Source organism: Neorhizobium sp. 2083 (assembly GCF_031455615.1).
Taxonomy (GTDB): domain Bacteria; phylum Pseudomonadota; class Alphaproteobacteria; order Rhizobiales; family Rhizobiaceae; genus Neorhizobium.
The window spans coordinates 84,627-105,584 of sequence record NZ_JAVDTC010000012.1; the positions used below are offsets into that span (position 1 = coordinate 84,627).

Here is a 20,958-nt window from a genome sequence, read left to right on the forward strand (position 1 = left end):
GCTCCACTTTCGGCGAGATGCTCATGCAGGAAAAGGATCAGTACCGAACCGACGCCCAGAACGCTGGCAACAGGCTCGTGGCAAGTCACGTCCGGGAAGATCCTTTTGCCGCAGCTTTCAAAGCGACGCGCATGCCGATGATCGTCACTGATCCGAACCAACCCGATAATCCGATCATCTTCTGCAACTCCGCGTTCGCGAGGCTTACCGGCTATTCGGACGAAGAATTGGTGGGCCGCAATTGTCGGCTTCTGCAGGGGCCGAAAACCGATCGAGACGCCGTGGCGAGGATTAGACAGGCAGTTGCCTCAGGCCACGACGTCTCCGTTGATATTTTGAATTACCGCAAGGACGGCAGTACATTCTGGAATGCCCTCTTCATCAGCCCCGTCCGAGATGAGGAGGGTCGGATCGTCTATTTCTTCGCGTCACAGCTTGATTTCACCAACGTGAAGAGCAGAGAAGCAGAGTTGGCCGCGGCCCGCCATCAAGCCGAGCAGGAGGTTGCCCAGCGTACCGCCGATCTTCATGCAGCCCTCGCCGCAAAGACCCTTCTCGTTCATGAGGTCGACCATCGAGTTAAAAACAATTTGTTGACCATGGCTTCGATCGTCAAGCTACAAGCCCGCCTGACGCACGAGGAGGGCCGGAGGCGGACCCTGATGGCCGTCCTCAATAGAGTGGAGGCGCTGAGCACAGTTCAGCGCAAGCTGTTTACCCTCGACGATGTATCACGGTTCGACGTCGCCGATTTCACGCGTGAGCTTGTCACCGATTTGATCAGCGCAATCGGCCGCGATGATATTCAAGTGACGCTCGACCTGCAGGCCCTTCACGTTCCTGCCATGAAAGCAACGCCGCTGTCGCTCATTGTCAACGAGTTGGTTGGCGATGCCGTAAGGCGCGGTTTGAGCGACGGTGGCGGTGAAATCCATGTCGTCGTGAAGCGCTTGAACGGTCACTTTCTCATCCGTGTCGAGGATACCGTCGAACCGACGGAACCGGACGCGGAGACGGCCCAATTTAGCAGACTACTATTGGAAGCGTCCGCTCAGCAGCTCGGGGCCAAAATAAAGCGCAGCAAGCATGGCCGGAAAACGACTGTGGATGTGACACTTCTTGTCGATCAACATCAGGAGAATGAGCATTGAAGGTCATGATCGTTGAAGACGAGATGCTGCTTGCGATGGAACTGGAGAGTGAAGTAGAGGCGGCTGGTCATCAGGTGATCGGCCTTGCTATGAGCAGCGAGCAAGCTAACGATCTTTTGGCCGGTTCAGCGCCAGATTTTGCGTTTGTCGATATCCATCTCATGGACGGGCCGACAGGGGTAGAGGTCGGCCGGCGTTTAGCTGAGGCGCGTATTCCGTTCGTGTTCGTCAGTGGAAACATCAAGCGTCTTCCCGAAGACTTCGCAGGAGCCCTCGGCGCGATCGAAAAACCTTATACGATGAACGGAATGAAAAACGCTCTATCATACATAAGCGCAATTGTCGCTGGAAACGAAGATATCGTGCCGCCTGCAAGCTTGGTTTTAGCGGGCGATGCTCATCCACAGGCCGCGCGTCGACCCGCGTGATGGGCGGTCCGTAACCTGCTAATGGCGAAATCATCACCGGTGTCAGGACCGGTGAGAAACAAAGGGGAGGCGACACTGGCTGAAAAACTGCGACAAGCCGTAGATCCTCTGAGCGTCGAGACGCTTCTTGCGACGATGGATTGGGCCGTGAGCCCGGTCGGCCCGAAGTCGCAATGGCCGTCCTGTCTGCATGCTGCCATCGACATCATGGTACCGTCTCAGGCGCAGATCGTGATGTTCTGGGGCGACGAGTTTGTCGCATTCTACAACGACAGCTACGCTCCAACGATTGGAGACAAGCATCCCCACGCGTTTGGCAGGCCCGCGCAGGAATACTGGTCGGAGCTATGGGACGATCTCGAGCCGCTTCTCAGGCGAGTTCTGGATAAAGGCGAGACTGTCGCAGCCAAGGATCGGCCCTTCTACATAGAGCGGCACGGATTTCCGGAGACGGTCTATTTTGATATTTCCTACTCGCCGATCCGGGATGAGCAAAGAGCCGTCCTTGGTGTGCTGTGCATCGTCAACGAGACAACTGAACGCGTTAAAGCTGATGCCGCGGTTCGTGAAAGCGAGGAACGTCTTAGAGCGATCTTTTCGCAGTCCGCCGCAGGTATCGCCCTCGGCGACCTCACCGGAGAGCTTATCAGCGTTAATCAGCGGTTCTGCGAAATCGCCGGACGGTCGGCGGCCGAACTGATCGGTGTGCGGATGCAAGACATCACCTTCGCAGAAGACGTGGCGGAAAATCTGAGCTTATTTCGGCGACTGGCCGAAACGGGCGAGAGCTTCAATATAGAAAAGCGCTATATCCGCGGCGACGGCAGCCTGATCTGGGTCGCAAATTCGGTCTCGGCAATACGAGACGAACAAGGGCGAATCTCCAAAGCAGTCGCAATCACGGTCGATATCAACGACCGCAAACGTGCACAGGACGTGGAGCGGCATTTGGCCTCCATGATCGCCTCCTCCAACGATGCCATCCTTGGCATCGATCTCGACATGTTCATCACGAGCTGGAATGCCGCCGCTTCACGACTGTACGGTTATGCCGAAGAGGAAGCCGTCGGCCGAACCGTTTTGAAACTTGTTCCGGATGACCGCAAGGAGGAGGAGCCGTCGATTTTGAAACAAATCAAGGCAGGCCTCGTGGTGGAGCCATATGAGACCAGACGTCTTCGCAAAGACGGTCGGCAAGTCGACGTCCTTCTCAGCGTGTCTCCCATTCTCGATGCATCCGGAAAGGTCATCGGGGCGTCGAAAGTCGCACACGATATCTCCGCCCGGAAGGAGGCGGAGCGTCTGCAGGCAATGCTCACCGGGGAGTTGAACCATCGCGTCAAGAACATCCTAGCGACCGTTACTGCAATTGCCCGGCAAACGATCGGGCGCAGCATTTCCAACAGAGAGGATGTCGAGGTTTTCCTTGAGCGACTAGGATCTCTCGGAAAAGCACAGGACCTGCTGTTGCTTGGGAAGTGGGAACATGCCGACCTCCAAGCGGTCGTCGAACAAGCAGTCTCAGCTTATTCCTCCGAAAAATTCGAGATAGCAGGCGACCCGGTACGGCTTCCCCCAAGAGCTGTCGTATCCCTTTCGTTGGCACTGCATGAGCTGGCGACCAATGCGGCCAAATATGGTGCGCTCTCAGTCCCGAGCGGAAAGGTTCATATCCACTGGCGCACTGATCCTCCTGCCGGTCCTCTTCTTCTCCTCGAATGGAAGGAAGAGGGCGGACCTGAAGTAATGTCGCCCACGCGAAGCGGTTTTGGATCGACCTTGATCGAGCGCCTTTTGACAGCAGAGCTGAAAGGGTCTTCAAAGATGATCTTCGAGCGAGACGGCCTTCGATGCATCATTTCCGCGGACATGTCGGAAATCGCGGACGAGTTCTCTGCTTCAAATTTGCGCTCCGACAATCAAAGCCACGCAATAAATGCGGCCTTTCCCTGGCTGCGCATAAGCGCTCCGTCTGCGACGTCGCCTCACTGACGAGGAAACCGATTTCGGTGAAACGATCGATCATGGCGGATCGGTCACAACCTTGAGGCGCAGGGTGGCTCTGAGGAGGCCGCTGCATCGCTGTTGAGATCCAAATACGACCCACTCTGGCGGACACCGCCGGCAACGAACATCGTCCAAGCACTGCGGATCGATCTGAAGGGACACTGCAGCTTATATAAAGCTTGAACTCCGATAGTGGAGACAGTGCCTATCACTCCACGCATTCGAGACGATCGATCGTGCGTCGTGACAGCGGCCCTCTATCCTGGGCCTTTACGCAGCCACAGCTCCAGGCGTCTTGAGGCCCAGAATCCGCACCGCGTTATCGTAAAAGATCTTCCGCTTGATTTCTGTGCCCATCTCGATCTCATCGAGAAGCTTCAAACAGACGGCGGGATCCCAGCAGGGATAGTCCGTACCGTACATGACGTTATCCGCGCCGAAGTATTCGATGGCAAACCTCTGGCCAGCCGAATGCGGTGACACCGTATCGGTAAACATCCGGTGCAGGTAGTGGCTCACCGGTTTCGCCAAGCCCGCGGTTTTGGAGTTTTTGTCCATACGGCCGGACTGATAGGGCAGCGCACCGCCCGTATGGGACATGACGACCTTCAAGCCCGGATGGCGGTCCATGATGCCCGAAAGGATCAGGCGGGAAGCAGCCGCGCTCACTTCGACCACACGGCCAAGGCTAAGGTGCAGCGCATCGTTGTAGCCTTGCATGACATCGGCGAAAACGGCATCGGTCGGATGCAGAAAAATCGGCAGGCCGAGTTCCGCCACTCGTTCATAGAATGGTTCGAGCCTGACATCATCGATCATCCCGTCCTTGCCGACGCTGCCGGGCAGGTTGACGCCCATCAGGCCGAGCCGGTTGACGGCATCGTCGAGCACTTCGATCGCCACCTTGGTATCGACGAGGGGAATGGCGGCCGACGCCCAGACGCGGCCCGGATAACGGCGCTGCGCCCAGGCCATTTCCTCGTTCCAGGCGAGCGCCGCATCCCGGCCTTCCTCGACAGGAAGCTCGGAAAAATAGATCGACAGCGGGCCAATGGAACAGACCACGGAAATGTCGTGGCCGAGACTGTCCATATAGGCGAGCTGCTCGTCGAGATCGAACCATTCCTTCCAGCTCGCTACCGTGCCGCGGCGCCCATCGGCGCCGTGATAGGTGTAGCCCCCGCGCGCGTTCACCACCGCCTTCGGAAAGCCCTCGCGCTTCAGGAGCGGTTCGAAAATCGACCGCGGCCACCAGTGGAAATGGGAATCGATGATCTTCATGACATTGTCCTTAAGATGTTCTTCAGCGGCCGCTATCGACACGCCAGGAATCGGTCTTTGTTTCCAGGAACGACAGGATCTGGGTCAGCAACACGCCAAGCGCGATGACGATGACGATCGACACCATCATCTTTGTCGTCTGCATCAGCTGGCCGTAATAGGTGATCGCATAACCGAGGCCGGCATTGGCGCCGAACAATTCGGCCACCACGACGCCGGTCAGCGCGCGGCCGACGCCGAGGCGAAGGCCGGCCATCATCACCGGCACCGATCCCGGCAGCGCGACGCGCAGGAAGATGTCGAGCGGCTTGGCCCCGAAGGAGCGTGCCGCGCGGGCAAGATCGCGATCGGTATTCTTGATGCCGGACAGCGTGTTCGCATAGATCGGCGTCAGCGCGAATAGGAAGGCGATCGCGATGATCGTCGGCCGGCCATAGCCGAGCCAGGCCACGAACAGCGGGTAGAAGGCGACGGTCGGGGCCGAATATTTGAACCAGATGAACGGTTCGAGTGCCGATTCCACATCCGCAAACCAGCCGGCCAGCATGCCGAGGATAATGCCGACCACGGCCGCAAGACCGAGCGACCAGACGAAACAATACAGCGTCGCCGCCACATTGGTGGCGACCGAACCGTCTTCGAACTGCAACATGAACTCGGCGGCGACCTGGCTTGGCGTCGAGATGAAGAACGGATTGATGAAGCCGGTGTCGACGGCGATCTGCCAGCAAACCACGATGCCAATCATCGACAGGGTACCGAGCACGAGCGCCTGGCGGCGATAGAAAAGTTCGGCGATCATTTCGACCTCCAGTCGCGGACCTTGTTCTCCACGGAGCGGACGATGACGGTCAGCGTGTAGCCGAAGGCGCTGACGATCAGTGCATAGACGAGCAGGCGGTCGATGCGCATGGCCGAACCATAGAGATTGAGCTGGTAACCGATGCCGGCCTGCGACACGAACAGTTCGCCGACGATCACGCCGAGCACAGCGCGGCCGACGGCGAGCCTCAGCCCGGTCAGCAGCGCTGGCAGCGAACCGGGCACCAGAACGCGCGTAAAGATGTCGAACCTGGTTGCGCCGAATGAACGCGCCATGCGGAGAAACCGCGGATCGGCTTCGCTCATGCCGGCCATGGTGTTGAGGACGATCGGAAAAACCGCGCCGAGGAAAACGACGGCGATCTTCGGCGCCATGTCGATGCCGAGCCAGATCACCATGATCGGCAGCAGCACCAGCGTCGGGGCGATGTAGAGCGCCATCAGCGGCGGATCGATCAGGTAACGGGCGATTTTCGACGTGCCGAGCAGCACCCCGAGCGGGATGGACACCACGATCGCCAGCGCGAAACCGGTGACGAATTCGGTGAGGCTGATGCGGGCGTGATAGAGGAAATTGTCGTTTCGGAAGATGTCGATCGCGGCGAAGAACACTTCCGTCGGGCGGCTGGTGAAACGGCCGTTCACCCAGCCCATGGTCGGAGCGATCTGCCACAGGACGAGAAATGCAAGGACGGCAAGCGTCCCGATCACCGCGGAACGGGACGGCCGCAGGAAGGAAAGGGAAAGCTGCCGGGCTTCCGCCGGTTCGGCGGTCATCTCTGCCGATCTCATGCGACCTCCTGCACCAGCTGCATGCTGGACATGTCTTCGGCCAGATGGGCGCGCAGACGCTTGCGCAGTTCGTGGAAATCCTCGCTGTCGAGGATTGCCTCATTGCGTGGACGCGGCAGGTCGACCTTGATCACTTCCTTGATATGACCCGGATTGCGGCCCATGACGACGATCTTGTCGGCCAGGAAGATCGCTTCGTCGATATCGTGCGTGACGAACAAGGCCGTCTTCTTGGCGCGCTCCCAGATGCGCAAAAGTTCCGTGCCCATGATCTCACGGGTCTGGGCGTCGAGCGCCCCGAACGGCTCGTCCATGAGCAGCACCTCGGGATCGACGGCAAGCGCGCGGGCGATGTTGACGCGCTGGCGCATGCCGCCCGAAAGCTGGTGCGGATGATAGTCGGAGAAGCGGCCAAGGCCGACGAGGCGGATCATCTGCATGGCCCGTTCGTCGAGATCACCGCCGTTCCAGCGCTGCATTTCAAGCCCGAACTTGACGTTGCCGCGCACCGATCGCCAGGGAAGGAGGGATGCTTCCTGAAACACGACGGCGCGATCGGGGCCCGGACCGGTGACCTGTTTGCCATCGATCTGGATCGAACCGCGCGTCAGGCTGACCAGTCCGGCCACCGCCATCAGGAGCGTGCTCTTGCCACAGCCGCTTGAGCCGACGATGGTGACGAATTCGCCCTTTTCGACCGACAGCGCGACATTGTCGACGGCGGAAAACACCTCGTTGCTCTTCGGCTTGCGGTAGTCGATCCCGAGATCGCGGATTTCAATCTGCGCCACTTTATGTCCTCCTGGAGCGGGCCTCCGCCCCCTCTCGTTATATTATCATACAGACAGGAACCTCACGGCTTCCATTGGTCGTAGGTATCGTGGAACGTGCCGACCCAATACTTGTCGATCGGCATGGGCGCCTCATAGGTGCCGTTCATGATTCCGACGTCCCAGAAGGCCTTCATGCCCGCGTCGCTCGCCAGACGGCCGTCTTCAAAGATCTCGTCGATGAAATCGTCGTAACCCCGATTGAGATAGGTCTCCTCTAGACCGAGCTTGGACGCCAGAAGTTTGACCGATTCTTCCTTGTGGGCCTTGGACCACCGGACAGCTTTGGCAAAACCGCGGAGCACCGCCTTGATGGCATTCGGATCGTTCTTGATGAAATCCTCGCGCGCATAGAAGCAGTGGAACGGAAAATCCGGAGCGATCGACTTCTGTTGCAGGATCAGGTTGAAGCCACGATCGGCCGCCATGAATTTTTCCGGCGTCGCGAAGATGTTGACTTCGAGCTGGCCGGCTTCCATCGCAGCGAGGCGCGGCACGGAGCCGCCGCCCTGGACGATCTGCACTTCGCTCTTCGGGTCGATGCCCTTGGTCTTCAGCGCATAACGGGTCAGGAAGTCGGTCGACGAACCGAAGGTCGAGATGCCGAAGCGCTTGCCCTTGGCTTCTTCGAGCGTCTTGATCGACGGCACCGAATACCAGTCGAAGACAGCCATGTTGAAGCCGCCGTAGAAGATCTTCACCCCTTGGCCGGTCTCGACGCCGACGAGCGCTTCCGAGAAGGCGCCAACGCCGATATCGACCGCTCCAGCGACCATGCCGCGCACCAGATCCGTGCCGCCCTTGAAAGCGACGATCTTCACGTTGATGCCCTCTTCCTTGAAGAAGCCCTGGGCATCGGCAACATAGATCGGCAGCAGGGTCGAGGTATTGAGCGGAAGGCCGATCGTGATGTCCTTCTTCTCGATCGCCTGGGCGTTTGCCGCTTGCCAGGACAGCGCGGCAAAGGCCGCCGCTGTCGCCATGGTTTTCAGAAATTTCAGCATTCTCTCCTCCTTCTGATGCCGGCACTCCCTGCGGCATCTGTTTTTCGCAAGTTCAGGTGTTCCTTCAGGCCGCCTCGCTCCTCGGGAAAGAGGCATCCGTAAACTTCATGAGGAGGTTGCGGGCCTCCTGAACAGCAGTTGGATCAGCATCGGCAAACGCCGCCTTGAGGCGCTGCAACTGCTGCGCCGTCGTGGCGGGAAGGCTTTCGATCTTGCGACCGAGCATGGCCTGCGCGTCCTCACCGCAAACCTGAGGCCAGGTGCCCTCGCGTACCTGTCCCTTTTCAGTCACGACAACACGCGCCGGCCAGCCTTCACCGGCGAGCGTGGTATCGGCCGTAATCCTCACGCGCTTGGCAAAGGCCATGACTTCCGCACTGAAGGGACGGGCGCGATCCACATCCATCAACCTTGCCGGCTCAAAGGCAGCGATGCCGAGCTGCAGGCCGAGATGGGCGATGGTCGACAGACGATCCTCGGCCACAAGCGGCCGACTGGCGACGGGCGATGCCACGGGCGGCAGAAAAACTTCGATACTGTCGACGGCCTCGGGATCGACGCCCTTTTCCAACAGATGGCGAAATACCTGGATCGCATTGGCGCCCTGACGGGCGGAGACGAAGGGCTTCATTCCGACACGCGTAATCGCGAGCGGATCGACATGGCCAGTTTTCAAGGCAATGGCTGCTGCCGCCTGTCCCTTCATCCAGCCTGGAGAGAGGAGTTCGAGGTCGCCTTTGATACCCGCTTTCGCAGCGAGCGCCGCCCGAATGCCCTTCAATGTGGCTTCACCGATCACCAGCCAGCGGGCCGACGGCATGCCGGAGGGACGGCCGTTACGGCCCGAACTGCCGGCCATCGACAGAACCAATGCCTGCGCAACCTGCTCGTCGGGAAGACCAAGCGCAATCGCCGCGCTGACCGCCGCAACGGCAGGCGCCGCGAACAGGCCCGGCCAGGTTTCCGGCAAGGCCGAAACGCCGCCGACAGCTTCCGAAAGCGCTATGCCAACTGCATGGCCAGCGGCGACCGCCTTCACGTAGATCTCATAATCCTGCGCGAAAATCAGCGCCGCCGGTACCGCCATGGCATCGGGCGTCGCGCAGGAAGGCACATGGATCGCGTCCCATTCCGTGAAACGGATGACCGTCGACGCGCTGGCGGCAGAGGAGACTGCGTCACCGGCACCGGTTCCGCGATAGAAGGCGAGGAGTGAGGAACCTTCGGTCGCACCGGCACCAGCCGCCAGACATGCAAGCGCATCGACGGTATGCAAGGTGACAAGATCGCGGAGTTTCCGGTCTCCGCCATCGATCGTCAGAAGATTGGAAACGAGATCGCGTGCGTTCATTCGGCCGCCTCGCGCATTGACCTGTCGCCGAGCCCGACCGGCCGTGAGGCGACGATCGTCTCGCCGTCGAGCGTAAACGCGGTCGTCAGGATGCCGTAGGGGACCGGCGCGGCAAGCGGCGTTTGCGCATAGGCCACGACCTTCAGCGGCCGAGTGCCGTGCGGCGCTTCGAGATGCCAGTCGATCAGCTGGGCGCCCTCCGGCAGATAGAAAGCCGAAATCGAGCCGTCGGCCGGCAAGGTGGGAGACGCCCGGTCCAGCTCCGCGCCCACGGAGGAGAGACGCGCGGCAATTTCGGAAACAGCAGAGAAGGTTTCGATCCGGCGGACCCAGACGCCGTTATAGGCGATCGACAGGCGCACCGCGAAAGTGCGGCCGAGCGCGTCCTTGCCGGTGCGGATGAAACGGCAATCCTTCGAAAGATCAGGGGCGACGGCCACATAACATTCCTCGGCGCCGGCAAGCCGCACGGCTCGCTCGACCGGACCGGTGAAATCGCCGGCGAATTTGGACGTCACGTCACCCGCCTTGAAGGCCTCGCGGGCGATCTGGTCCGTCATCCGCACGAGATCGAGCTCGGCGCGATCCGTCTGACCGCGGACCTTCGTGAAAAGCTCCGTCGCATCGGAGAGTTCGACCGGCAGGACGGACAGGATCTCGTCCACCACGCCGCCCGGCATGCGGTCAAGTTCGACGACGCCGAGACGCTTCGCCCCAACCTTGGCCAGCCGCTCGCCGGCAAGTTTGCCCGGGAACGGCGAATGCGCGACTTCGAAGGTCGGGGCCACGGACTTCACCCATTCCCCGACACGCTTCGACAGCGCCGTCAGGAAGATCGGCAAGCCTTCGCGCAGCACCAGCACCAAGCCGTCCGACCAATAGGGCGTGAAGCCCGAAACCCAGGTGACACCGGCGGAGCGCACGTGGTTGGTATAGATCAGCACCCCGTCGAGACCAGCAGCGGCGATTGCCTGCTGCAGTCTCGCCTGCCGGGCCTTTACGTCCGCGCGCGAGAGTTCATCTTCGCGCCACTGGATCAGGCCGTGTCTCATGCCGCTACCCTCCGGGCGCCGACCGAGAACAGATCGCGCGGCGTCGTCGTCAGGATTTCCGGACCATCGGCGCGCACGATCAGCGAGTCGCCGTGCACAAAGTAACCGATCTCCGGGTTATAGGTGTTCGGGTGCACGATCAGCGACATGCCTTCTTCGATCACGGTGTTCACATCTTCGAGAATATGCGGCTTGGTGTCGGGAAAGAGACCAAGACCGTGGCCACGCACGCGGGTATATTCGCTGGTCACATACTCACCGAGGCCGTGGGCGCGAAAAATGTCGTTTTCGGCGCGGGCGATATCGGCGGCCGTGACGCCGGGCTTCACCACTGCGAGACCGGCCTCCAGCGCATCGTTATAGATCCCGAACACCTTGCGCTGCGCCTCGTTCGGTTCGCCGATGACGAGCGTGCGGCAGATCTGGACGTAATAGCCGTTGACGCAAGGGGTGAGCTCGGTCGTCACCAGATCACCGGGCTTCAACACCTTGCCGAGCGGCGGCGCCATGCCGCGCACCTCCGGACCGCCGACGCCGATGATCATGAAATTGTCGTCGACGCCTTCGTTGCGGAAGAAGGATTCGATCTCGGCGATCAGCTCGTAATCCTTCTTGCCGACGGCTGCGGCGTTGCGGAACACCGCATAACCTTCGTCCGCCAGCCGGGCGGCGCTGCGGACCGCATTCAGCTCGTCGGCGGATTTCACCATCAGCAGGCGATCGACCAGCGCCGTTGCGTCTTCGAAACGCAGGTCGCCCCGCTGGGCGGCAAGCCCATAGGGCAGGTGGCGCTTGGGGCCGGCGGCGATGCGGCTGTTGCCGAGCCGAGCGATGACGCCGGATACCGTGCCGATCAGATCGCCCGCAACGACAGTCTTGACCTCCGGGCATTCGACGGCAGCCCGTTCGCCTTCCAACTCGTCGTCGAGATAGAGGGTCACGTCGCCGTCGCGGGTGACGACGGCCAAGCCCTCACCTTCGAGAATGCCGAAATCGGCGGCATAACGCAGATAGTCGTTCTGCCAGGCATTGCCATAGAGCACGAGGCCGTCCAGCCCCGCCTCCAGCATCGCCTCGATCAACCGTTTCTTGCGGATTTCGCCGATCATCGCCATGCCCTCAGCCGTTCACTGCGATGCGGCGCGGCATCTGGGGTTCGGCATAGCCGTAGTCGCGGACAGCCGCTTCCTTCGAGACGAGACCATTGGCGATATCTTCATCCAGATCGGTGCGCGAGCGCTTTCTGGGATCTCCGTACCCACCGCCGCCGGCGGTGAGGAAGGTGATGCGATCGCCCGGCGTGAAGTGAACGTCGGTCGCCTTGTTGACCCGCAGCTGTGTGCCGTCGGCGCGATCGATGATCGCCACGCTGACCTCGCCGGTATGGCCGCCATGCAGACCCCAGGGCGGGGTGACGGTGCGGTCGAAATTGATATTGCCGCGGCAGGCGCGCAGGCAGCGATAGGTGAGTTCGATGCCGAGGCCGCCGCGATGTTCGCCGGCTCCTCCGGAGTCCGGACGCAGGGCATGCCGTTCGACGATGAACGGATACTTGATCTCCTGCAACTCGACCGGGGTGTTCCGCACGTCGCCCTGGCAGACCGAGACGGCCGCGGATTCACCGTCCTCATGCGGACGACCGCCCCAGCCGCCGCCAAAGATGTTCATCAGCAGGAAGCGCGAGCCATCTTCGTAGAAGCCGAAGAAGGAGCAACCGCCCATGTCGCCCTTATGGGCGGCCGGGATCAGTTCCGGCACGGCCGGCGCCAGCGCCTTGAGGATCGTGTCGATGACGGTCGGCAGCGCGATGCTCCACTGGCCGAGCGCTGCCGGCGGGCGCGCCGAGAGGATCGTGCCATCCGGCAGGTCGACGTTGAGAGCGCGGAAGCAACCCTCGTTAACGTCGAGTTCCGGCGAGGTGAGCGCCTTGAAGGCGACGCGGGCAGCCGCGATGCCGCCCGAACGGCCGGAATTCAAGGGGCCGTTCACCTGCGGATGCATGCCGTGGAAATCGACGGTGATCGTCGAGCCCGACACGATCACCTTGACGGCGATCCTGAGCGGTGTCGCAAGATCGCGTCCGTCATTGTCGAGATAGCTTTCGGCGGAATAGGTGCCGTCCGGAATGCGCTCGATCACCTGCCGGGCGGCCTTGTCGGTCTGGTCCCAGATGGTTTCGACGCAGCTTTCCACCACGCCGCGACCGTAACGGGCGACCAGTTCGGCATAACGCTTGGCGCCGATCTGGCAGGACGCGACCTGGGCACGCAGGTCGCCGAGGCTGGCATCCGGATAACGGATATTGTCCTGGATGATCTGGTAGAGCGTGTCGTTGAGCTCCCCGGCCTTGTAGATCTTCAGCGAGCGCATCTGCAGGCCCTCGGAGAAAATATCCGTGGTCGCGTTGGAGCCGAAACCCTGGCGTCCGCCGCCGATATCCACCCAATGGGCGCGGTTGGCCGCAAAACCTATCAGCTCGCCCTCATGGAAGCAGGGCGCGTAGACGACGACGTTGTTCAGGTGCTGGCCGCAGATATGGCCGTGGTTCATGACGAGGACGTCGCCCTCTTCAAAACCCTGGAGCCCGTATTTCTTGATGCCGTCCTCGACGGCGATGCCGAGGTCGGCGAGGAAGATCGGCAGGCCGCCGCGGTTCTGCGAGATCATCCGGCCGGTCGTGTCGATCAGGCCGCAGCAATAGTCACGGACCTCGTAGATCATCATGTTATAGGCGGATTTGCAGAGCGCCTCAGCCATCTCGTCGGCATAGGCGACGATCGCATTACGGACGACTTCAACGGTGATCGGATCGTTCTTCATCGGGGTCATGTCTTATTCCTCGCTCTGCTTGGCGAGCGTCACCAGGAGATGGCCTGCCTCATGGACGACGACTTCGTCGCCGGGATGGATCAGGATGGTGGAATTCGGTTCTTCGATGACCGCGGGGCCGGTGAGCTTGAAGCCGGCCGGCAGCGCCGGGCGCCAGTAGATCGCCGTCTTCAGCGGCTTGGCCGGATCGTCGAACACCACGTCGCGACTGCCGACTTCGGCTTCCGCTTCGGCTTCCCACGGACGCGACAGCCATTCTTCGGCGACATGGTCGGTGCGGGCTGCGGTCAGAACCAGGCGCAGGCTGATGATTTCAAGCGCTTCCGTCGGCGCCGACTGGCTGTAGCGGCGGTCATGCTCGGCATCGAAACGCCGGCGGACCTCGCTCGTATCGCCCGACAGCATGCCGGTGTTCTCGATCGGGATCGAGATCGCATGCTCCTGGCCGACATAACGCAGGTCGGCGAAGAAACGATGATCGGCTTCCGCTTCGGCGATGCCGTCACGCTTCATCTGCTCGCGGCCGCTGGCGACGAGTTCTGCATAGACCTTCTCGACGCCGGCATCGGAAAGTTCGCCGACGCGGCCGATGAAGGTCTGCACGAAATCCTGCCGCCAGGAGGCCATCAGCATGCCGAGTGCAGAGAACGTGCCGGGAAGCTTCGGGATGATGACCAGCGGAATGTAGATTTCGCGGGCAATCGCGATGGCATGCAGGGGACCTGCGCCGCCGAAGGCAATCATCGCCGTGTCGCGCGGGTCGATGCCCTTGTTGATTGACACTGCACGCACCGACAGCGACATGGAGCTGTCGGCGATCTTGGCCACGCCGAGTGCCGCCTCGACCGGATTGAGCTTCAGCGCATTGCCGACCTTGTTCAGCATCGCCTGTTCGGATGCGAACTTGTCGAGCGGCATGCCGCCGTTGAGGAACCGCTGCGGATTGATGCGGCCGAGAATGAGGTCGGCGTCGGTGACGACCGGGAGGTTCGCCCCCTTGCCATAGCAGGCAGGGCCCGGATCGGCGCCGACGCTTTGGGGACCCACATGTAGACCACCGGCATTGTCGACCCAGGCAATCGAGCCGCCGCCTGCGCCGACTTCGACGATGTTGACGACCGGCAGCTGCATGGGCTGGCCGTCGGCTTCCTCCCCGATCACGTAACCGGTTTCGATAGCCGGCGCTCCATCGGTGATCAGGCTCGACTTCGCCGTCGTGCCACCCATGTCGAAACCGATGCAACGCTTGAGGCCAAGCAGCCTGGCAAGACGACCGGCACCGATCATACCGGCAACCGGACCGGATTCCATCATCGAAACCGGCTGTTCCTGCGCTTGGCCGATCGACATCACGCCGCCGTTCGATCGCATGATATGGATCTTGCCGTCGAAGGCACCGGAGCGGAGATAGGTTTCCAGCCGCTTCAGATAGCCCTCGACGCGGGGGCCGACGAACGCATTGAGCGCGGTGGTCGAGGATCTTTCGTATTCGCGGTATTCGCGCAGAATTTCATGCGACAGCGTGACGAAGATATTCGGCAGCGCCTTGCGCAACATTTCGCCGACCCGGCGCTCGTGAGCCGGATTGGCCCAGGAATGCAGCAGGCAGATGGCCACGGATTCGACGCCGGCGGTCTCGATCTCGGCGATGACGGCAGCGACTGCCTTTTCGTCCAGCGCTTCGAGCACTTCGCCGGAGGCGAGAATGCGCTCGGGGAGTTCGAAGGTCAGGCCGCGCGGCACGAGCGGCTGCGGACGCTTGAAGAACAGGTTGAAGGCCTGGATGCGGTTCGAGCGACCGATCGCATAGACGTCGCGGAAGCCGCTCGTGGTGATCAGTGCGGTGCGGGCGCCCTTGCGCTCCAGCACCGTATTGATAGCGATCGTCGAGCCGTGAAGAATCTCGTTCAATTCATTGGGATCGCAGTTCGCGAGCTCGAGGCTGCGGGCGATGCCCTGGGTCGGATCGGCCGGCACGGTCGATGTCTTCGACGTCACGATCTTGCCGTCGACATAACCGACGAGATCGGTGAACGTACCGCCAATATCAATTCCGACAATATTCATGCGTCCTCCTATCCGCACGGGGCCCATGCGGAATTCCTGATCTTTGCGGATTGGGCCGAGACCTCGGCCAGCGGTGACAGAAACACTTCGGCTGACGATCAGAGCGTCGGGCTCCCAATGAGATCGTTCATGTCATTCCGCATCCTCGAACGGCATTTGATCCATTCGAACGAGAACTAGCAACGGGTTGGGGGGCTTCAGGTTTGATAGCCTATAGGCTATAGGTTATCACCATGTTCAATATCACGCTCCGCCGTATGGAAGTCCTGGTTGCAGTGGTCGAGGAGGGAAGCTTCGCGGCCGCCGCCGATCGTTTCGGCATTGCCCAGCCCTCCGTCAGCGCCCATATCATGGCAATCGAGAAGGAAATTGGCGGCCAGATCTTCGTGCGCCGCCGCGGCCGCAAGCCCCTGCTGACCGAGATCGGCCGCAGCGTGTTGCAACATGCACGCGAGTTTCTGGCCGAGGCCGACGACATGCGCGCCGATGTGGTGAAAATCCGTGGCGGGACCGGCCAGCAGGTGGTTCTATCTTGCCAGCGAAGCCTCGCAAACTTTGTTCTAAGAAAAGATCTGACGGACTTTGCTATAGCGCGGCCGGATATCCAGCTCGTTCTAAGGATAGGCAAGCAAGAAGATGTTTTCTCTGAGGTCCGCGATGGCGTGGCCGACGTCGGCTGCTTTCTGGGCAATGACGACCTCCGAGGCGTTCGGGCTGAAACTATTGGCCGGGAAAAGCTGGTTCTTATTGCCTCCCCAAACCACCCCTTGGCCCACCGCAAGCGCGTCAAGCCCCAAGACGTCGCACGTTATGACTTCGTTGGCCCGCCGCCCTCTTCGATGTTCGGGCGGGGCGTTTCAAAGCTTCTGGCGAATGCTGGCATCAACCACCTGAAGGTCGCAGCGCAGGCGACCGAGTACCAGTTCCTGCGCGAGTTCGTCGCTGCTGGTGTGGGTATTGCGTGTTCGCTGGAACGAAGCGTAGCGGCGGATCTCGAGCGCGGCGAACTGGTGAAAATCCACTTCGACGGAGATGAATTGGCCTTCAATGTACGGCAGATAGCCTCAATCCGCCGCCCACTGTCCAAGCCCGCCAGTGACTTGATGGATTTCCTCCGCTCCAGGCATCAGATGCCGAGTTGACGCTCCATGTTTGGCGAGATCGACGCAATTGGAAGATTGGCAGCATGGGTACAACACATCGAGTAGTCCACTAGGTCACGCCGCGGCTCGTTTTGGAGCGCTTTGTGTGGGCCAACGTCTCTGTCAGCCATCACAGGAAAGGAAATTCCGCGGCAGTAGCTCGTCGACGCGGCGCTCGACCAAACCAGTCATAGTTCACCGCGCAAAAAAGACCCGCCAAAGGCGGGCCAAATCGCTCGGGGAGTAACCGAGCGGGGGAATTCAAAGAGGGCGAACCTCAAAGCAGCTACGAGCTTGTTCGCTTTCCGGCGGCCGCCAGCCCAAGATCGGCGGGATTGGCGTGCCGCGCGACTTGTTCAAATGCCACCTCATTCACGAGATCGGGATGAACACCACCTGGGAGCGGTGGTTCGCGACGATGAACCTGCCTTACCCCGGCACGCGGGGACCCGGATATAGTCATGGGAGCATGTCCATTGACGCTGCCATTCGAGGGGCGGGCGTCGCCCTCGGACGTAGCATCCTTGTTGCGGAAGACCTTGCCGCCGATAGGCTGGTATCACTATTCCCCGGAGCTGCCATTGAGGTCGAGTGGGGATACGATCTGCTCTACCGCGTCGGCAATCAGGACGACCCGAAGATCCGCGCGTTTCGGAACTGGATGTTGAAAGAGGTGCAAGAGTTTATGCCGCGCAGGCCTGAACGTCCGACAACGAATTATGTGCCGGGCGCCGTTACGCTGACGGAGCGCACGAACGTCTCGACCGTCATATGCGCTGGAAAGGCCCGCAACGGGCAAAGCGCGGTGTTCGGTCACGACATTGCCAGGCAGAGGGCCGAGCTGGAGTCCAGCCGTGATTGTCTGCCTGACAAGGCTGGCATCGCGCCTGACCTGTTTTGAGAAGCAATCGAGGTGGGGCTTAGAGACTGTTTCGATCTTATGCTTCTTGACGCTTGGGTGTGGGCTCACTCGGGGACGTTCGGCACAGGTTGAGACAGTGCAGAGATTGAAAGATGAAGTGGTATCAGTAAGATGGACAGATCGGCATGCAGTAGATCATGCCCGAAAGCTTGGCGCTGGGTTCAGTTCCACATAAGGACCGATGTAGATCAGGCCCCCGATGCTTAGACAGACGATTGGAAGCGAGAGAGGATTCCGACGGCCTCGCACCCGATCTACATTGGCGGCATTGCGCCTTGGCTTCGTATGCCTCGCGCCGACACCGGCGCTTTTGCGCAAGGCTTGCGACAGATCGCTCGGTTTGGACGCGACCGAACGGATGACACCAGCACGCCTTGATAAGGATGGTTCAGTAAATTCACCCCGTCGCAGATCGGCCGGGACCGATTCCGAGAGTGGCGCGCGCGTCGAAGTTGTGCTATTATATGGCTGCCACCAGTCTGTCGAGGGGTCGCACGGGAAAAACGGGCGCCCCTCTTCTTTTGACCCTGGTGTACTGCGTGGGGTTGAGGGCCTGCGTCCCGGCGGACCGACGCAGGCCTTTTGTGCCTCAGGCTTCAAACCTTGGATCAGGGCGCCAAGTCCTGTCCAGGCTCGCTGGCCATGCGTTTGGAGTGACGTCGCCTTAGGTTGAACGGGGCGCTGATCTGTCTGCCTTTAAGAGCAACGGGCACGACCGCAGTAGGATGTGGCCCTCCACAAAAGAATGGTGCAATCCTTTGCAGCAGGCGTCGCAGGCGCAGGTCTCTATTCACCTTGGGCGAACGGCCGTACTTTGGGAAGGAAATGCTAACCAATCCCATTCCCCGTGCATTAACTCCCTCGTTTTATCCTCTGCTCATATAGAAGGATGTAATGTAAATGAGCAGGCAGGTACGGTCGCAATGGGTTGTAAAATGGGTTCTACCGGCGGCCGCGTCATTGATCATCGGATGCCTTCTCTTGGGCACCCTCCACTGGGCCGCAGTGAAGACCGATATCGTTGCGGAGGTCCGGCAGCGGGATCTCGTCAGTCTGATCGTCTCCAAGATGCAGGATGCGGTCGCTCATGACCAAGAAAGCGCGACGGTCTGGGACGATGCTGTTCGCAGAACCGGCGAGCGCGATTTGGGATGGCTGACGTCAAACCTGGGCGAGTGGATGCACACCTATTTCGGGCATGACGCCGCAATCGTACTTTCCTCCGACCGAACCCCGATCTACGAATTCATAGCACCCTCCGATAATGCGGCATCATCAGATGATCTGCGCCTGGCCTACATGCCGCTGGCCGATGCACTGCAGAAGCGGCTTGCCGCCAGCGATACCGAAGGGATCACGGAACGCGTGCTCTCGATTGGCGAAAGCGACCTGGCATATGTGGGACGGCGACCGGCGATCGTGAGCGTCAAGCCAATCGTGTCGGATTCCGGTAATCTTGAGCAAAAGCCGGGTGAGCAAAATCTCCATGTTGCTGTGAGGTTCCTCGACCAGGGTTTCGGATCCGAGATCGGGAAAGAATACCAGTTCACTGAAATGCGGTTCGCGGATGATGCTCCGAACGACGCTGAGCACGCATTCATTCCTTTAACATCTCGTTCGGGTGCTACTATCGGGTATTTCACCTGGCGGCCGTTTCGTCCTGGGGCGAGCGTGATGAAAGCGACACTGCCGGCAATCGGCCTGGCAGCGGTTGCCATATTCACCGCGGCCAGTCTGTGCGGGAATGCGATCTGGAGACGTTCAGCTCGGCTTGCCTCAAGTCGTCAGCAACTCCAGCATCTCGCTTTGCATGATCCTCTGACTGGCCTTGCAAACCGCGCGCACTTTAGCAGCGAAATCGCCGCCCGGCTCATCGCCGCTTCTGAAGACGACGGCAACTCTGTGCTGTTCATCGACCTCGACCGGTTTAAAGCTGTGAATGATACTTTCGGGCACCCAACGGGAGACAAACTCATCTCACTCGTGGCCCAGCGAATGAGGGAGGTCATGCCGAATGCATTGATCGCCCGCATCGGAGGTGACGAGTTCACCGTCTTGTCCAAAGAATCCGATGACCAAGCAGTGGCCGCCGCCTGCCTCCGGGTCGTGCAGCATCTGCGGGAGCCTTTCAAGATCGATGGCATCCATATCGTTATTGGCGCAAGTGTCGGAGCTGCCATTGCTTACGGCCCCGCCGATCCCTCGGAGCTCACGCGCCAGGCGGACATAGCGCTCTATCACGCAAAGGCCGCAGGTCGGAACACCTACGCGATCTTCGGAAGCCACATGGACGAGTTGCTGCGCAGGCGCCGGAAGCTTGAGCAGGACCTTCGGCTTGCGATCGAGACGAGATCTCAGATCGAGACCTTTTATCAGCCGGTATATTCGCGGGAGCAAAATAGCCTTTCATCGATGGAAGCGCTTGCCCGCTGGAAGCATCCGGAGGAAGGCTTCATCGGTCCCGATGTCTTTATCCCAATCGCCGAGGAAATTGGCCTTATTCAGCAGATCGGTGAGATTGTGCTTGAAGATGCCTGCAGCGTCATGGCCGATCTTCCGCACATCACTATGGCGGTCAACGCTTCTGCACGGGAGCTTTGTTCTGACGGCTATCCTCTTCGCGTCCTGTCCAGATTGGCGAAATGGAACATCGATCCGAAGAGGCTTGAGATCGAAATCACCGAAACTTCGGCTATCGCTGGAGAAGGGCATAGCGATCGTAGCATCGCCTTGCTCCGAAAGGCAGGCGTGCGGATCGCAATCGACGACTTCGGAACCGGATATTCTTCCTTCTCAAGAGTGCAAGATCTGATGGTTGACAGGATCAAGATCGACAAGTCATTCGTCGATGCGATGCAGACGGAGAGCAAGCCGCTCGTCGAGGCGATGATCACGATGGCCCGGGCCAGGGGGCTTAAGACAACGGCTGAAGGCGTGGAAACGGATGAACAAAGCGATGCTTTGGTGAACCTTGGGTGCGATAGCCTACAAGGTTTTCTGTTCTCCCGGCCTCTTGCCCGTGCCGCCATTATTGATTTCTACAAGGGAGTGGAAAGGAAATTTTCACGGCTTGATTAGAGGCGGCAAGGGGGCCTTATGTTTCGAACGGGGACGCCGCCGGTCGTTCGGAGCCGTCTGCGAGCAAGTGGCTTCGGCGCAATTTGCCGGCTGCATCGGACCTTTGACCGTATGGCGTGAGACTGCTCGGGACGCTACCCTACAAATGATTTGGAAAACATGACGCATGTCGCAGACGCCTCCGACCCGCGAGGACAGTAGA

At 60.3% G+C, this 20,958-nt stretch carries 16 protein-coding genes; 6 read left to right on the forward strand and 10 right to left on the reverse strand.

Going from position 1 to position 20,958, the window contains the following annotated elements; all coding sequences use genetic code 11:
* Positions 1–23 precede the first annotated feature (23 nt).
* From J2X76_RS29900 to J2X76_RS29910, 3 genes are read left to right on the forward strand one after another with little or no spacing between them, the layout of a single operon-like run.
* Complete coding sequence (locus J2X76_RS29900) at positions 24–1,151, forward strand: PAS domain-containing protein (RefSeq protein WP_310221304.1); 1,128 nt, start codon at positions 24–26, stop codon at positions 1,149–1,151.
* Positions 1,148–1,579, forward strand: a complete 432-nt coding sequence (locus tag J2X76_RS29905) for a response regulator (protein ID WP_310221306.1) — start codon at positions 1,148–1,150, stop codon at positions 1,577–1,579. Before J2X76_RS29900 ends, J2X76_RS29905 begins: the two co-directional genes overlap by 4 nt.
* A gap of 21 nt (positions 1,580–1,600) precedes the next feature.
* Positions 1,601–3,571, forward strand: coding sequence for a PAS domain S-box protein (locus J2X76_RS29910; protein WP_405030125.1), 1,971 nt, complete (start codon positions 1,601–1,603; stop codon positions 3,569–3,571).
* A 285-nt stretch (positions 3,572–3,856) separates the two neighbouring features.
* On the opposite strand, the gene J2X76_RS29915 is transcribed toward J2X76_RS29910, so the two are convergent.
* From J2X76_RS29915 to J2X76_RS29960, 10 genes are all read right to left on the reverse strand, one after another.
* On the reverse strand, positions 3,857–4,867 hold the full coding sequence (locus tag J2X76_RS29915) for an amidohydrolase family protein (protein WP_310221308.1): 1,011 nt from the start codon (positions 4,865–4,867) through the stop codon (positions 3,857–3,859).
* A gap of 22 nt (positions 4,868–4,889) precedes the next feature.
* On the reverse strand, positions 4,890–5,669 hold the full coding sequence (locus J2X76_RS29920) for an ABC transporter permease (protein WP_310221310.1): 780 nt from the start codon (positions 5,667–5,669) through the stop codon (positions 4,890–4,892).
* Positions 5,666–6,481 carry an ABC transporter permease gene (locus J2X76_RS29925; protein ID WP_310221311.1) on the reverse strand — a complete coding sequence of 272 codons (816 nt, stop codon included), beginning with the start codon at positions 6,479–6,481 and terminating at the stop codon, positions 5,666–5,668. Before J2X76_RS29925 ends, J2X76_RS29920 begins: the two co-directional genes overlap by 4 nt.
* Complete coding sequence (locus J2X76_RS29930) at positions 6,478–7,272, reverse strand: ABC transporter ATP-binding protein (protein WP_310221313.1); 795 nt, start codon at positions 7,270–7,272, stop codon at positions 6,478–6,480. The genes J2X76_RS29925 and J2X76_RS29930 overlap by 4 nt, the downstream gene beginning before the upstream one ends.
* A 62-nt stretch (positions 7,273–7,334) precedes the next feature.
* A complete protein-coding gene (locus J2X76_RS29935; RefSeq protein WP_310221315.1) occupies positions 7,335–8,315 on the reverse strand; it encodes an ABC transporter substrate-binding protein in 981 nt (326 codons plus the stop codon).
* Between the two features lie 64 nt (positions 8,316–8,379).
* Positions 8,380–9,666, reverse strand: coding sequence for an MmgE/PrpD family protein (locus tag J2X76_RS29940; RefSeq protein ID WP_310221317.1), 1,287 nt, complete (start codon positions 9,664–9,666; stop codon positions 8,380–8,382).
* On the reverse strand, positions 9,663–10,718 hold the full coding sequence (locus tag J2X76_RS29945; RefSeq protein ID WP_310221319.1) for an aminopeptidase P family N-terminal domain-containing protein: 1,056 nt from the start codon (positions 10,716–10,718) through the stop codon (positions 9,663–9,665). The genes J2X76_RS29940 and J2X76_RS29945 overlap by 4 nt, the downstream gene beginning before the upstream one ends.
* Entirely contained in the window at positions 10,715–11,833 is a 1,119-nt protein-coding gene (locus J2X76_RS29950; protein WP_310221321.1) for a Xaa-Pro peptidase family protein, read from the reverse strand. The genes J2X76_RS29945 and J2X76_RS29950 overlap by 4 nt, the downstream gene beginning before the upstream one ends.
* Positions 11,834–11,837: 4 nt before the next feature.
* Entirely contained in the window at positions 11,838–13,547 is a 1,710-nt protein-coding gene (locus J2X76_RS29955; RefSeq protein WP_310221323.1) for a hydantoinase B/oxoprolinase family protein, read from the reverse strand.
* A gap of 3 nt (positions 13,548–13,550) precedes the next feature.
* Entirely contained in the window at positions 13,551–15,614 is a 2,064-nt protein-coding gene (locus tag J2X76_RS29960; RefSeq protein ID WP_310221324.1) for a hydantoinase/oxoprolinase family protein, read from the reverse strand.
* A 233-nt stretch (positions 15,615–15,847) separates the two neighbouring features.
* Here J2X76_RS29960 and J2X76_RS29965 point away from each other — a divergent pair, with 233 nt between their 5' ends.
* The 3 genes from J2X76_RS29965 (at position 15,848) to J2X76_RS29975 (ending at position 20,756) form a co-directional block, all read left to right on the forward strand.
* Positions 15,848–16,756 (forward strand): LysR family transcriptional regulator, encoded by a 909-nt coding sequence (locus J2X76_RS29965; protein ID WP_310221328.1) that lies wholly within the window; start codon positions 15,848–15,850, stop codon positions 16,754–16,756.
* A gap of 340 nt (positions 16,757–17,096) precedes the next feature.
* Positions 17,097–17,657 (forward strand): LysR substrate-binding domain-containing protein, encoded by a 561-nt coding sequence (locus J2X76_RS29970; RefSeq protein ID WP_310221330.1) that lies wholly within the window; start codon positions 17,097–17,099, stop codon positions 17,655–17,657.
* Between the two features lie 921 nt (positions 17,658–18,578).
* Positions 18,579–20,756, forward strand: coding sequence for an EAL domain-containing protein (locus J2X76_RS29975; RefSeq protein WP_310221332.1), 2,178 nt, complete (start codon positions 18,579–18,581; stop codon positions 20,754–20,756).
* Positions 20,757–20,958: the final 202 nt, after the last annotated feature.